We start from the raw sequence: 13855 nt of genomic DNA, 5'->3' as shown, positions 1-13855 counted from the left end.
AGTCCCGTCGTGAGCTCATATCTCGATCAGCTTTTCGGCCTGAGCGGGCGGACCGCGGTGGTGACCGGCGGCAGCTCCGGGATCGGCCGCGCGATGGCCGTCGCGCTGGGCCGCGCCGGCGCGCGCATCATCCTGGTGGCCCGGCGCGAGGCGCCGATGGCCGAGGTGGTGGCCGAGCTGCGCGGACACGGCGCGGAAGCGGACGCGGTCTCCGCGGACCTCGCCGACCGTGCGGCGGTCAAGGCCGCCGCTGCCGAGATCACCGCGGGGTACGGCGAACCGGACGTGCTCGTGAACTCCGCGGCGGTGAACCTGCGCCCGCCGCTCGGCGAGCTCACCGAGGACGACTGGGACGTGACGGTGGCCGCCAACCTGACCGCGCCGTTCCTGCTGGGGCAGGCGTTCGGGCCGGCGATGGCCCGTCGTGGCTGGGGGCGGATCATCAACGTCGTCTCGCAGCAGGCGTTCCGTGCCTACGGCAACAGCGGCGCCTACGGTGCGGCCAAGGCGGGGCTGGTCGGTCTCACCCGGTCGCAGGCCGAGGCCTGGTCGCCGCACGGGGTCTGCTGCAACGCGGTGGCGCCGGGCGTGGTGCACACCCCGCTCACCGAGCAGGTGTTCGCGGACCCCACGAAAGTGTCGGCGCACGCCGCCCGGACGATGATCGGCCGCAACGGTCTACCGTCCGATTTCGCCGGATGTGCCGTCTTCCTGGCCGGCGCTGCCGGGCAGGCCGTGACCGGTCAGACACTCTTCGTCGACGGTGGCTACTCAGCCACCTGAGCGATCTCCCCCACCCCAGGTCCGGCACGGTAAAGTACCGGCGCTTACGACTTGGAGGTATTCGTGGCGGCCACTCTTCCGCGCCGGCGCCCCGCCCTGCTGGTTCTGCTGATCGCCGTGCTCATGGCTGCCCTCACCGCCGAGGCCGCGCTCGCCGCCCCCAACGACCCGGAGGGCGGCACCAAGAAGCTGCGCACCGCGCTCGACAGCGCCGCCAAGGGATACGACCAGGCGAAGACCAAGCTGGCCAACTCCAAGAAACGGCAGAAGCAGCTGACCGACCGGCTGGCTCAGTCCGAGGCCAGCGCCGCCGCGCTGACCCGGCAGGTCAACGCGGTGGCGAACCGGTCCTACCAGATGGGCCGGATCAGCACCATGACGCTGCTGCTCAACAGCGCCTCGCCGGACAACTTCATCGACCGGGTGCAGAGCCTCGACGTGCTCGCCCAGATCGACAGCGGCACGCTCGCGCAGTACCAGAAGGACATCGAGACCGCCAAGAAGGCCCGGACCGCCCTGGACGCCGAGATCATCGAGCAGAGGCGCCAGGTCAACGTGATGGCCCGGAAGAAGCGGGAAGCCGAGCTGGCGCTGGCCGAGGTGGGCGGCGGCGCGGCCGGCGGCTTCGTCTCGGTGGACTCGCCGGCGGCCAAGCCCGCGCCGCGCAACTCGGACGGATCGTGGCCGCGGGAGTCGTGCACGGTCAAGGACCCGACGTCCACGGGATGCATCACGCCGCGGACGCTCCACGCCTACCAGCAAGCCAAGTCGGACGGGTTCAAGCGCTACACGGTCTGCTTCAGCCAACGGTCGTCGGGGGAGCACCCGAAAGGCCGGGCCTGTGACTTCTCGGCGGCGCAGAACACGTTCAAGAACGAGGCGGCGACCGGGGCGGACAAGGCGTACGGCGACCGGCTCGCGTCCTACCTCGTGAAGAATGCCGACGAACTCGGCGTGATGTACGTGATCTGGTACCGGCAGATCTGGCAGCCGAGCACCGGCTGGCGCGCCTACAGCGTCTCCGGTGGACCGGCGGCGGTGCACACCAATCACGTACACCTGTCGATGCTCTGAGCCCGCTGCGCTGTCCCGCCGTTCCGCCGGGATAGCGTTTTCGGTTATGGACGACCACCGGTGGATGAGCCGTGCCGTCGAACTGACGCACCGCTGTCCTCGCTCCGACACTGCCTACGCCGTCGGGGCGGTGATCGTCTCCTCCGCCGGCGCCGAGATCGCGTCGGGGTACTCGCGGGACATCGATCCCTATGTGCACGCCGAGGAGTCGGCGCTGCTGCGGGCCTCCGGTGATCTGCGGCCGGCGACCCTGTACAGCACCCTCGAGCCGTGCTCGAAGCGGAGCAGCCGGCCGCACGCCACCTGCGTGCGCCTGATCATCGCGGCCGGGATCCCGCGGGTGGTGATCGCCTGGCGGGAGCCGGACATCTTCGTCACCTGCGAGGGCATCGCGCTGCTCACCGCGGCGGGGATCGAGGTGGTGGAGTTGCCGGAGTTCGCCACAGCGGCCCAGGAGGCGAACGCTCACCTGCGTTTTTGACCTGGGTAATATCCGGCGATGGACAATCCGCCCCGCGCTCTGCCCTCGGCTCTGGCCACCGCACTGGCCTTCGGGTCCAGCGGCGCCGTCCTGGTCCTGGAGATCGTCGCGCTCCGCCTAGTCGGGCCGTACGTGGGTGTCACCCTCCAGGTGAGCAGCTCCGTGATCGGGGTGGCGCTGGCGGCCATCGCGTACGGGGCGTGGCTCGGCGGGCGCCTGGCCGACCGCTTCGACCCGCGGGCCCTGCTCGCCCCCGCGCTGATCCTCGGCGCGATCGGCACCGCGCTCACCCTGCCGCTGGTCCGCTGGGGCGGCGAGTTCCTCCGCGGCGGCGCCGCCCCGGCCGTGCTGCTGCTCGCCGCGCTGGCGATCTTCCTGCCCGCGCTGGTTCTTTCCACGATCGCGCCGATGGTGGTGAAACTGCAGCTCGGTGACCTGAGCCGGGCCGGAAGCGTGGTCGGGCGGCTGTCCAGCATCGGCACGCTCGGCGCGATCACCGCCACGCTGGTCACCGGGTTCGTCTTCGTGGCGGCGATGCCCAGCAGCGCGATCGTGCTCAGCCTGGCGGTGCTGCTCGCCGTCGGCGGGCTGCTGCTCGGCTGGTGGATGCGCAAGGACCTGCCGGGGTCACCGCGGACGCGGGCCGCGCTCGTGGCGGTCGGGCTCGTCGGCGCGGGGCTGGGCGCGTCCTCGCCGACACCGTGTGACGTGGAGACCGCGTACCACTGCGCCCGGGTGGACGCGGATCCGGCACGCGAGTCGGGGCGGACGCTGATGCTCAACTCGGCGCGGCACTCGTACGTCGACCTGAGCGACCCGCAGTACCTGGAGTTCGAGTACGTCCAGTGGATCGGCGCGGTCAGCAACGCCTTCAAGCCGCCGGCCGCCCCGGTGTCCGCGCTGCACCTGGGTGGCGGCGGCTTCACGGTGCCGAACTATCTGAAAGCCACCCGGCCCGGCAGCGACCAGCTGGTGCTCGAGCTGGACGGCGGCCTGGTCGACCTGGACCGCACATCGCTGGGCCTGAAGACCGGGCCGGACCTGCGGGTCCGGGTGGGCGACGCGCGGGTCGGGCTCGCCGAACAGTCCGACGCGGCGTACGACCTGGTCGTCGGCGACGCGTTCGGACACCTGGTGGTGCCGTGGCACCTCGCCACCCGGGAAATGGCGGCGGACGTGGCGCGCGTGCTGCGGCCCGACGGGGTCTACGCGCAGAACGTGATCGACTATCCGCCGAACCGGTTCATCCGGGCCGAGGTGGCGACGGTCGGGGCAGCCTTCCCGCACGTCGCGTTGATCGCCCCGCCGCAGGCCCTCGCCGGGAATCAAGGGGCCAACTTCGTGATCCTGGCGTCGAAGAGCCCGCTGCCACTGCCGGCGGTGCGCGGCGCACTGGATGCGGTCCGGGAACCGGTCACGCTGCTCTCCGGGCCCGAGCTGACCGCATTCGTCGGCGACTCGAAGGTGCTGACCGACGATTACGCCCCGGTGGACCAGCTGCTCGCCGGCTGACGACAAATTCCGGTGGCCGGGTTTAGAAGCCGGGTTTCGCGGTGCGGCACCGGACGGCGATCCGCTCGGCGAGAATCGGCGCATGGGGCGTACGAAGCGGAACGGTCATGATGGATCGCTTCGTCTCGCCGGTCGGTACCGCCTGGTCGAGAAACTCGGCGCCGGAGGCATGTCGGTGGTCTGGCGCGGCTACGACGAGACGCTCGGGCGGGACGTGGCCGTCAAGGTGCTCTCACCCCGGCTCGCGGACGACTGCACGTTCCGCGACCGGCTCCGGCAGGAGGCGCTGGCTGCGGCCCGGCTGTGCCATCCGCACATCACCGGCATCTTCGACTTCGGCGAAGCCCCCATCTCGGACCGGCTGACCGTCCCCTACGTCGTGATGGAGCTCAACGACGGGGAGTCCGTCGGCGCGCGCATCGGCCGGCAGGGCTCCCTCGACTGGCGGGAAGCCGTGATGATCACCGCCGAGGTGGCGTCCGCGCTGGCCACCGCCCACGCCCGCGGCGTGGTGCACCGCGACGTCACCCCGGCCAACGTGATGCTCACCGGCTCCGGCGCCAAGGTCGTCGACTTCGGTATCTCCGCCGTGGTCGGCCAGCGCGACGCCGCACCGGACGGCAGCCTGCTGGGCACCCCCGCCTATCTGGCCCCGGAACGACTCGGCGGCGCCTCCGTCTCACCGGCCACCGACGTGTACGCCCTCGGGCTCCTGCTCTACCGCGCTCTCACCGGTCGCCTGCCGTGGCCGGCGGAGAACACCGCGGAGGCGTTGCGCGCGCATCTCTACGCCGACCCGGAGCCCGTACCGGACCTGCCCGGGATGCCGGCCGGAGTCGCCGACCTGTGCCTGCGCTGCCTCGCCAAGAGCCCGGCGGACCGGCCCGGTGCCGCCGAGGTCGCCCGGGCCCTGGCCGCCACGGTCGGGGTGCGGGCGATCATCCCGCCGCTACGGGAGGGTGAGCGGGCGGCGGTGCCGGCGGCCCGGGCAGTGGTGCGGGTGGCCGCGGCGGCGCGTCCCCGCGAAGGTCTCCTGCGTGGCCTGCGGCAACGGTTCCGGCCCGGGCTCACCGCGGCGGAGGCGGTCCTGGTCACCTCCCCTGACGTAGGCTCCGGCGGCTGCCGTCCGGAAGCGGCCGCCGGGACCGGTGATGCGCAGGCGTGGCGGACACAGCTCGCGACGTTCCGGCTGCGGGCCGGGCTGCGGGTCGGCTCGGTGCTCCGCACGGGAACGGTCCGGCCGTTGGGCGGCGGTCTCTTCGTCGGCGGCCGCTCGCATCTCGGCTCCCGTTTCGCCTCCCGTTTCGGCTCTCACCCCGGCTCTCATCCCGGCTCCCGCGCGGGGGAGATCAGCGGCCACCGGGACCGGCTGCCGGCGATCGCCGCCCTGGCCACCGTGATCCTGCTGGCGGCGACCGTGCTCAGCTGGTCGGCCCGGCACGACGCCCAGGACGCCGACAGCACCCACACCACCGCTTCCGGGGCGGGCGGGCCCGCGGTGGGCGCGCCGGCGGCCGGTGGCCCGAAGCGCGGCCGGTGCGTGGTCCGATACGAGGTGCAGCACGACTCCGGCTCCGACTTCGAGGCCAGGCTGACCGTTTATGCCACCGCCACGCAGCGGGCCGCCTGGCGCGTGGAGTTCAGCTATCCGGGCAGCCAGCGGCTCACCCCGGCCTCCAAGGCGGTATCCCAGCAGGGCCGTCAGGTCGTCGTCACCGGCAAAGGGCGGTCGCGTGCCGTGACCCTGCACGGCGGCTACCGCGATAGGAACCCGCTGCCGCTCACCTTCGCGCTCAACGGGCAGAACTGCCGTGCCGAGGTTCTCGGCAGCGTCAACGCCGGAACCGTCCAGAGCGACCCGATCACCACGGCGGTGGAGGAGCCGGCCCGCGGTGGCACCCCGAGCAAGCGCAGGCGGACCCAACCCCGCCGGCCCAGCACGCCGCCCCGCAAGCAGGTCACCGAGGCGCCCTCCGGCCGCTCGGCGGTCCCGGCGCCGGCTCCCAAGCGCAGCACCGGCTTCTCGCTGGCCCTCTGACCTCTGGGGCGGCTGTCCGCCGATAGTGTCGCAGGCATGACGAGACTCGCAGTGGTCACCGGCGGCGGCACCGGGCTCGGGAGGGCGACGGCGGGCATGCTCGCCGGCGAGGGCTACGACGTGATCATCGTCGGTCGCCGCCCGGAGGTCCTGGCCGACGCGGTGAAGTGGATCGGCCCGCAGGCCACCGCGGTGACGGCGGACGTCGCGGACCCGGCCCAGATCCCGGCCGTGGTCGACGCGGTGGCCGGGCGTCCCCTGGACGTGCTGGTCAACAACGCCGGCGCCTTCATCTCCGGCGACGAGGACAGCCTCGACAGCGTCGCCGAACGCTGGCGGGCCACGCTCGACTCGAACGTGCTGACCGCGGTCCTGACGACCACAGCCCTCCTGCCCCAGCTGCGCCGCCCCGGCGGCCGCATCATCCTGACCAGCTCGATCGCCGCCCAGCGAGGCGGCGGCGGGCCGTACTCCGCTGCCAAGGCGGCACTGCACGGGTACGCCCTGGACCTCGCCACCCGCCTCGGCGGCGACGGCATCACGGCCAACGTGATCTCGCCCGGTTACATCACCGACAGCGAATTCTTCCTCGGCCGGATGACTCCCGAAGGACACCAGTCCCGCGTCGACGCCACCCTGGTCAAGCGAGCCGGCGTCCCCAGCGACATCGCCGAGGCGGTCCGCTGGCTCGCGGGCCCCGGCGGCACCTTCGTCACCGGCCAGATCATCAACGTCAACGGAGGCTCCGTCCTCGGCCGCTGACCGACCCCGCCACCGCCCGCCGCCCGAATCGGCGCGGCGTGGCTCAGCCGGCGCCGCCGGTGAAGCGGCCCTCGCCCGGCTTGTTCCGGCGGAATCGCAGGCCGGACCATCGCTCGTCGATGGCCACCTGCCCGCACGGCCGCATGTCGAAGTCGGCGACGATCGGCCAGAGCGTGTCCCGGTTGATGTCGGCCGCGTTGCCCTTCGGATAGGCGATCCAGACCACCGCCGGCTTGTCCAGGTCGGCCTGGTGCTCGGCCAGCTGCCTCCGCAGGCCCGCCTCGTCCTCGACGAAGAGCACCGCCGTGCTGGCGGTGGACAGGCCGCCGCTCTCCCGCACCCCGTCCGGCATCGGGGTGAGCAGCGACAGGCGAGCCGGCTCGTTGAGCCAGACCGTCGAATTCGGCTTGATCAATAACTTCTCCGCGATCGTCTTCGTCATGTCCTGAGCCTTACACCACCGGTGCGCCGAATGGTCGCGTTCGGTGAAGCCGGCACCGTCGCACCCCTCCCATCAACCGATCCCGATCGGACGCCGTCCCTCCGGCGCTCCCTCGCTCCGGCAGCCTGGCAGAAACGCCGGAGCGGCGCGCGAATCGGCTCACCCGCCTGTGGACAACTCCGGACTGTGGATAACTTCGAGCGGGCCCGGCACGGGCTGATAGACATGCCGGATGACTGACACGACGCGGATGGCGGCCGGTGCGGCGGAGCGGGCGGCCGTGCGGGAGCGGGCCGAGGAGGTGCTCCGCAAGCTTGCCGGGGAGCACGCGGTTCTGCGCGAGGACCAGTGGCGGGCGATCGAGGCCCTCACCGTGGACCGCCGCCGGGTGCTCTGCGTGCAGCGGACCGGGTGGGGCAAGTCCGCGGTCTACTTCGTGGCCACCGCACTGCTGCGTGGCGGTGTCGCCGCCCAGCCCGGCGATCCGGCCACCGGCCCGACGGTGATCGTCTCGCCGCTGCTCGCTCTGATGCGCAACCAGGTCGACGCGGCCGCCCGGGCCGGCATCAGGGCCCGCACCATCAACTCGGCGAACCTGGACGAGTGGTCCCTGATCGAGCAGGAGATCCGGGCCGGCGAGGTGGACGTCCTGCTGATCAGCCCGGAGCGGCTGAACAACCCCGACTTCCGCGACAACGTGCTGCCCGGCCTGGCGCAGAGCACCGGCCTGCTGGTGGTCGACGAGGCGCACTGCGTCTCCGACTGGGGGCACGACTTCCGGCCCGACTACCGGCGGCTGCGCACCTTCCTGGCCGGTCTGCCCGTCCGCACGCCGGTGCTGGCCACCACCGCCACCGCGAACGCCCGGGTCACCGCGGACGTCGCCGAGCAGCTCGGCGACGCGCTGGTGCTGCGCGGCCCGCTCGACCGCGACTCGCTGCGGCTCGCCGTGCTGAGCCTGTCCGACCCGGCGCACCGGCTGGCGTGGCTGGCCGACAACCTCGAGCGGCTGCCCGGCTCCGGCATCGTCTACACGCTGACCGTGGCCGCGGCCACCGAGACCGCTGACTTCCTGCGGTCGCGCGGCTTCGCGGTGGCCTCCTACACCGGGCAGGTGGAGGACGCCGACCGCCGCGCCGCCGAGCAGGATCTGCTGGACAACAAGATCAAGGCGTTGGTGGCGACCTCCGCCCTCGGCATGGGCTTCGACAAGCCCGACCTCGGCTTCGTCGTGCACCTCGGCGCGCCGAACTCGCCGATCGCCTATTACCAGCAGGTCGGGCGGGCCGGCCGGGCCGTCGAGCACGCCGAGGTGGTGCTTCTGCCGGGCCCCGAGGACGCCGCGATCTGGCGCTATTTCGCCTCGCTCGCCTTCCCGCCGGAGGACCAGGTCCGGGCGGTGCTCAATCAGCTCGGCCCGGACCGCCCGCTCTCCACGCAGGCCCTCGAACCCCTCGTCGACCTGCGGCGCAACCGTTTGGAGCTGATGCTCAAGGTGCTCGACGTGGACGGCGCGGTGCGTCGCACCCGCGGCGGCTGGCTCGCCACCGGGGAGCCGTGGACCTATGACACGGCCCGGCTGCGACGCGTCGCCGAGGCGCGGGAGACCGAGCAGAAAACCATGATCGAGTACGCGACGACGACTGCCTGCCGGATGGAGTTCCTCCGCCGGTGTCTGGACGACCCGGAGGCCACACCGTGCGGCCGCTGCGACAACTGCGCCGGTCCGCTCTTCGGCGCCGAGGTCTCGTCCGCGGCACTGGCCGCCGCCGGCGCGTTCCTGGGCAGGCCGGGGGTCGAGATCGCGCCGAAGAAGATGTGGCCGACCGGGCTGGCCGCCGTCGGCATCGGCTTGAAGGGCAAGATCGGCCCGGCGGAGCAGATCGAGCCCGGCCGCGCCGTGGGCCGCCTCTCCGACCTCGGCTGGGGCAGCCGGCTACGCGGCGTGGTCTCCGCGGAGTCCCCGGACGCCCCCATCCCCGCCGAACTGGCCGGCGCCGTGGTCGAGGTTCTCAAGGCCTGGGCCCGCGGCGACGACGCCTGGCGACAGCGGCCGGCCGCCGTCGTGGCCGTCGGCTCACACCGTCATCCACAACTTGTCCACAGCCTCGCCGAACACATAGCGACCGTCGGCCGGCTCCCGCTGCTGGGTGCCCTGCACTCCAACCACATGGGCGAAACCGGTCACCGAGGCAACAGCGCCCAGCGAGTCCGAGCCCTCCACGAGGCTTTCACCGTCCCACCCGAGGTCGCCGCCCAGCTCGCCGACCTGAACGGCCCTGTACTCCTGGTCGACGACCTGGTCGACTCCGGCTGGACCATGTCGCTGGCTGGCCGGGCACTCCGCCGCGCCGGCGCCCCCGCCGTCCTGCCCTTGGCCCTGGCCGTAGCCGGCTGACCAGTGTGTGAAGTTCAGCCCACATAGCTACCCGAACTTCACACACTGCGGCACGCGGCACCTTTCAATGTGTGAAGTTCGGCCCACATAGCTGCCTGAACTTCACACGCTGTGAGCCCGAAGGCGGGAGCGGGCAGGCAGGCGGAAGCGGGTCGCGGCGGGTGGGTGGAAGCGGGCCGGGGCCGGCGGGCGGAAGCGGGCTACAGCTGGCGGGCGCGAGCGGGCGGGGCCGACGGGCGGAAGCGGGCCGGCGGCTGCGAGCGGGCTGGCCGGCAGGAGTGGGCCGCCTGCCGGGGTCAGGCCTTGCCGAGGATGGCGTTTCTGGTGGGCCGCCGGTCGATCTCCATGAAGCGGTGCGCCCCCTCCAACTCGGCGAAACCGGACCGCCGATAGACCTCCTGCGCGTCCTTGGTGGCGAGCAGGAACCGCTGGATGCCGCGCTCCGCCTGGCTTTCCAGGATGCTGTCGATCAGCCACTTGCCGAGCCCCCGGCCGCGGTGCCCGGCGTCCACGAACACGTCGCAGATCCACGCGAACGTCGCGCCGTCGGTGACCACCCGGGCGAAGGCCACCTGGGTGCCGGCGGTGAACACGGAGTACGGCACGGAGCCCTCGATCGACCGGGCGACGAGGTCGCGGGGCCGGCCGGCCGCCCAGTACGACTCCTCGGACAGCCACCGGTGCACCCGGTCCAGGTCGACCCGGCGGGGGTCGGAGGTCAGCACGTACTCACCGCGTTCCAGTTCTGTCACTGGCGTTCCCTTCAGCTCAGGAGACGGGGCGCCGCGGCGGCGAGGCGCTCCAGCCATGTCGGGACGGCGTCGTCGCCCCCGGTGATGATCCACCCGCGCAGCTCGGCCGGGTCCAGCAGAGCCGGTGCCGACCCAGCCGACCCGGCGCTGAGCGCCAGGCGGCGCAGCGCAGGCGACAGCTGCATGCCGTCGAGTTCGGCGAGCAGCACCGCGTCGTAGAGGTCCTTCATCGCCGACTCCTGGTGTATCAACTGGTCACCGGTGAGCCAACGCAGTTTCCAGGCCAGTGAGAGTGCCGGCCCGGCCGTCCACACCGCCACCGGTGGCCGTCCGCCGGCCCGGGGCACCGCGGTCACGACCGGCGCCTCGGGCAGCCTCTCGTCGTACGCGAAGTCGAGCTGGGCCGTCCCCGATTCCCCGTCCAGGGACTTCCACGGCACCCGCAGCCGCGCCCCGCCGCCGCCTTCGACACCGGGGCCGTATCCCGCGTATTCCCAGTCGGTGTCGGTGCTGATCTCGTCGGCGTCGAGCAGCACGCCGCTGTCGGTGACCGGGTTCGCGGCGACGATCTCGTAGACCTGGTCGTGCACGCGCCGTCCCGGGTCGTCGTCCACCGACGTCGCCGTGATCCAGCGCAGTCCCTCCGGGGGCAGCCGAGGATGCCGCCCGCCGGTCTCGAACTCCTCGAACGTCCAGATCTCGTTCCGTGCGGCCCCGTGCACCGCCTCCGGCCAGTGCTGGACCGGGCCGAGGTGGTCGACGAACGGGTACGGATCGAGGTCGCCGGGCGCGACCAGATCCGGCGGCTGCACGACCCAGTCGAGGTCGCCGGGCGGCCGGGCGGCGTCCCCGATCCACGCCGGCATGGTCATGCTGCCGCGGAGCACCACCGTGTTCGCCCACGGTGCCTCGGCGACCAGGCCGAGGATGTGGTCGAGCACCTCCCGGTGAGAGAACACGGCCGGAGGCTATCCGCCGGGTACGACATCCCGGGGGCCATATACCGGCAGGGGGTATGCTGGCGTCCAGGTCGGACAGCCCGCCGGAATTCGGTGGGCCGGGAACCAGCAGGGTCCGAGGAACGACCAACAACGAGGCAAGGCGAGCCGCCGGAAGGGTTGAAATGGCTGTGACCAGCACATACACCGTTAAGGGCATGACCTGCTCGCACTGCGTCCAGTCGGTGACCGAGGAGATCTCGGCGCTGCCCGGTGTCGCGGACGTGCAGGTGGACCTCGGCTCCGGCGGGGTGACGGTGACCAGTGAGGCGCCTCTCGACAAGGGTGCGGTGCGCGGGGCCGTCGACGAGGCCGGCTACGAGCTCGTTGATGTCTGAGACCTCCACCACAGCAAGCTCTGCCGACGAGGAGGCGGCCGAGGAGTTCACGCCACCGCGGAACGCCGGCTTCCGGCTGGCCGCCTTCGGCGCGCTCCTGATCGTCGTCCTCTTCGCCGGCTACGGCCTGGGCCGCCTCAACAACGGCTCGGCCGGCAGCGGCTCGGCGGGCAATGGCTCGGCCGGCAACAGCGCGACTGGCAACGGCGCGGCCGGCGCCGGCTCGGTGATCAACGCCACGGTGCCGACGGCGGGGGCGAGCGCCGTCGACGAGAGCCAACCGCACGCGCACGGCACCACCGCACCCCTCCCCGGTGCGGCGGCCGGCGCCGCGGCCGGCGGCCTCTCGCTCAGCGCGAGCGGCCTCACCCTGGCCCCGGTGACGACCACCTTCCCGGCCGGCCGGGCACAGCGGCTCGAGTTCACGATCAATGGTCCCGGCGGCGCACCCATCACGACTTACCAGGTCGTACACGACAAATCTCTGCACTTGATCGTGATCCGCCGGGATCTCACCGGTTTCCAGCACCTGCACCCGGAGATGGCGCCGGACGGCACCTGGAGCATCGATCTGACCCTGCCGGATCCGGGCAGCTACCGGATGATCGCCGACTTCACCGCGGTGGTCGGCGGCAGCCCGGTGGCGATGACGCTGGGCAGCGACCTGACGGTAGCCGGCGGCTATCAGCCGGTCATCCTGCCGGATCCGGTCCGGGTCGCGGCAGCGTCCGATCACACCGTGGGGTACGAGGGAACGCCCGTCACCGAGTCGACCCAGCCGCTGCTGATGACCGTCAAGGACCCCGCCGGCAAGCCGGTCATGGTCGAGCCTTATCTGGGCGCGTTCGGGCACCTGGTCGTGCTGCGTCAGGGAGACGTGGGCTACGTCCACGTGCACCCGGAGAGCCAACTGGTCGACGGCAAGGTCAAGTTCTGGCTGGCCGCGCCGAGCCCCGGCACCTACCGGATGTTCTTCGACTTCCAGGTCGGCGGCAAGGTCTCCACCGCGGCCTGGACCGTGGTCGTCAGCTAGCCAGAAGCGTCGAGAGGGCGGGCGTCACACCCCACTGACCGGCCAGCGCGTCGTATTCGGCGCGCTGCTCGCCGGTCGGTGCGGAGCCGGTGCGCCGGGCCCGCAGCAGCAGGTTCCGGGGGGTGTGCGCGGAGTCGATGAACTCCACCACGTCCACCCGGTACCCGTGCAGCCGCAGCAGCGCCGCCCGCAGCGAGTCGGTCAGCACGTCGGCGAACCGCTCCCGCAGGATCGCGTGCCGGGTGAGCTCTTCGTACGGGCTCGGCGCTGCACGGCCCTTGAGCTGGGCGGCGATGTCGTGGTGGCAGCAGGGCGCGGCCAGCACCCACCTGGCCTGCCAGCCGACGGCCCGGGCCAGCGCCTGGTCGGTAGCCGTGTCGCAGGCGTGCAGCGCGAGCACCAGGTCCGGCTCGAACGGCACGTCGGCCGCCTCGATCGTCCCGGCCACGAACGTGACGTCGCCCGCGCAGTCGAGCTCCTCCGCCACCGCGCTGTTGCGTACCCGCTGGTCCTCACGGACATCGACCCCGACGACCTGGACCTGCGCGCCCCGCGCGGCCAGATAGCGATAGGCGGCGAAGGTGAGATAGGCGTTGCCGCAGCCCAGGTCGACGACGCGCAGCGGCGTCGGCAGCTGCTCGGGCAGCGTCGCGGCCAGCGCCCGCAGGAACGCGTCGATCTGCCGCCGCTTCGCCGCGTTGCCGCCGATCACCTGGAAGAGCGGATCGCCCGGATCGAGCAGCCACTGCTTGGCGCGGTCGTGCGTGGCGGAGACGGGCCGTGGGGTGACCGCGCCGGCCCGATGCACCTGGGCCTCGCCCTTCTTGGTCACCCGGACCTGGACGGTGGCCGAGTCGGTCTCCACGTGCCAGTTGCCGAACGGCTCGGCGAGCAGCTCGTCCACCGCGGCCGCCGCCTCGTCACCGGGAGCGACGTTCCGTGTGAACGGCCGGGCGCCGTCGTCCGTGACGATCTGCAGTCGCGGCCCCTGCTTGAGGCTGACCGGCCGCACCATGGCGCGGGTCACCGAGGGGACGTTCCCGCGGCGCCGGCCGGCCGCGACGGCCCGGGTCAGGCCGGGTGCGAGCAGCAGCTCCCGCACGTGGGCGAGCGCTTGATCGAGCGGTTCTGGCATGACATCCATTCTGCCCGGCACATTTGGGCCACCCGGGTGGCGTACCGGGGCACAACGCTGGGCGTGACCGAACACGGGACCGAGAGCCGGTCCCGTGCGTTCGGCGACG

The 13855-nt window shown here is 72.3% G+C and carries 13 protein-coding genes; 9 read left to right on the top strand and 4 right to left on the bottom strand.

Annotated elements, in window-relative coordinates:
* Positions 1-9: 9 nt before the first annotated feature.
* From AC0NH5_RS27335 to AC0NH5_RS27310, 6 genes are all read left to right on the top strand, one after another.
* On the top strand, positions 10-783 hold the full coding sequence (locus tag AC0NH5_RS27335; protein ID WP_474409152.1) for an SDR family NAD(P)-dependent oxidoreductase: 774 nt from the start codon (positions 10-12) through the stop codon (positions 781-783).
* 63 nt (positions 784-846) lie between these two features.
* Entirely contained in the window at positions 847-1857 is a 1011-nt protein-coding gene (locus tag AC0NH5_RS27330; RefSeq protein ID WP_474409149.1) for a coiled-coil domain-containing protein, read from the top strand.
* A 46-nt stretch (positions 1858-1903) separates the two neighbouring features.
* Entirely contained in the window at positions 1904-2338 is a 435-nt protein-coding gene (locus AC0NH5_RS27325) for a deaminase (protein ID WP_474409147.1), read from the top strand.
* An 18-nt stretch (positions 2339-2356) separates the two neighbouring features.
* Positions 2357-3850, top strand: coding sequence for a fused MFS/spermidine synthase (locus AC0NH5_RS27320; protein WP_474409145.1), 1494 nt, complete (start codon positions 2357-2359; stop codon positions 3848-3850).
* Positions 3851-3932: 82 nt separating this feature from the next.
* Entirely contained in the window at positions 3933-5888 is a 1956-nt protein-coding gene (locus tag AC0NH5_RS27315; RefSeq protein ID WP_474409142.1) for a serine/threonine-protein kinase, read from the top strand.
* A gap of 36 nt (positions 5889-5924) precedes the next feature.
* Positions 5925-6650, top strand: coding sequence for an SDR family NAD(P)-dependent oxidoreductase (locus tag AC0NH5_RS27310; protein ID WP_474409140.1), 726 nt, complete (start codon positions 5925-5927; stop codon positions 6648-6650).
* 43 nt (positions 6651-6693) lie between these two features.
* Here the strand turns inward: AC0NH5_RS27310 and AC0NH5_RS27305 are convergent, their stop codons facing one another.
* Complete coding sequence (locus AC0NH5_RS27305) at positions 6694-7092, bottom strand: hypothetical protein (protein WP_474409137.1); 399 nt, start codon at positions 7090-7092, stop codon at positions 6694-6696.
* Positions 7093-7324: 232 nt separating this feature from the next.
* On the opposite strand from AC0NH5_RS27305, the gene AC0NH5_RS27300 reads away from it, so the two are divergent.
* Positions 7325-9490, top strand: coding sequence for a DEAD/DEAH box helicase (locus AC0NH5_RS27300; RefSeq protein ID WP_474409134.1), 2166 nt, complete (start codon positions 7325-7327; stop codon positions 9488-9490).
* A 296-nt stretch (positions 9491-9786) separates the two neighbouring features.
* On the opposite strand, the gene AC0NH5_RS27295 is transcribed toward AC0NH5_RS27300, so the two are convergent.
* Both AC0NH5_RS27295 and AC0NH5_RS27290 read right to left on the bottom strand, forming a co-directional pair.
* Positions 9787-10242 (bottom strand): GNAT family N-acetyltransferase, encoded by a 456-nt coding sequence (locus AC0NH5_RS27295; protein ID WP_474409133.1) that lies wholly within the window; start codon positions 10240-10242, stop codon positions 9787-9789.
* Between the two features lie 11 nt (positions 10243-10253).
* Positions 10254-11201, bottom strand: a complete 948-nt coding sequence (locus AC0NH5_RS27290; protein ID WP_474409130.1) for a nucleotidyl transferase AbiEii/AbiGii toxin family protein — start codon at positions 11199-11201, stop codon at positions 10254-10256.
* 164 nt (positions 11202-11365) lie between these two features.
* Between AC0NH5_RS27290 and AC0NH5_RS27285 the strand changes: the two genes are divergently transcribed.
* Together AC0NH5_RS27285 and AC0NH5_RS27280 are read left to right on the top strand one after the other, a co-directional pair.
* Entirely contained in the window at positions 11366-11578 is a 213-nt protein-coding gene (locus AC0NH5_RS27285) for a heavy-metal-associated domain-containing protein (RefSeq protein WP_474409128.1), read from the top strand.
* Positions 11571-12611, top strand: coding sequence for a hypothetical protein (locus AC0NH5_RS27280; protein ID WP_474409126.1), 1041 nt, complete (start codon positions 11571-11573; stop codon positions 12609-12611). Before AC0NH5_RS27285 ends, AC0NH5_RS27280 begins: the two co-directional genes overlap by 8 nt.
* Here AC0NH5_RS27280 and AC0NH5_RS27275 read toward each other — a convergent pair.
* On the bottom strand, positions 12604-13746 hold the full coding sequence (locus AC0NH5_RS27275) for a class I SAM-dependent methyltransferase (RefSeq protein WP_474409124.1): 1143 nt from the start codon (positions 13744-13746) through the stop codon (positions 12604-12606). The genes AC0NH5_RS27280 and AC0NH5_RS27275 overlap by 8 nt on opposite strands.
* Between the last annotated feature and the right edge of the window lie 109 nt (positions 13747-13855).

The organism is Actinoplanes sp. 13, assembly GCF_056134165.1.
Note: the sequence above shows the minus strand (reverse complement) of the source record. Positions and strands in the feature narration are given on the sequence as shown.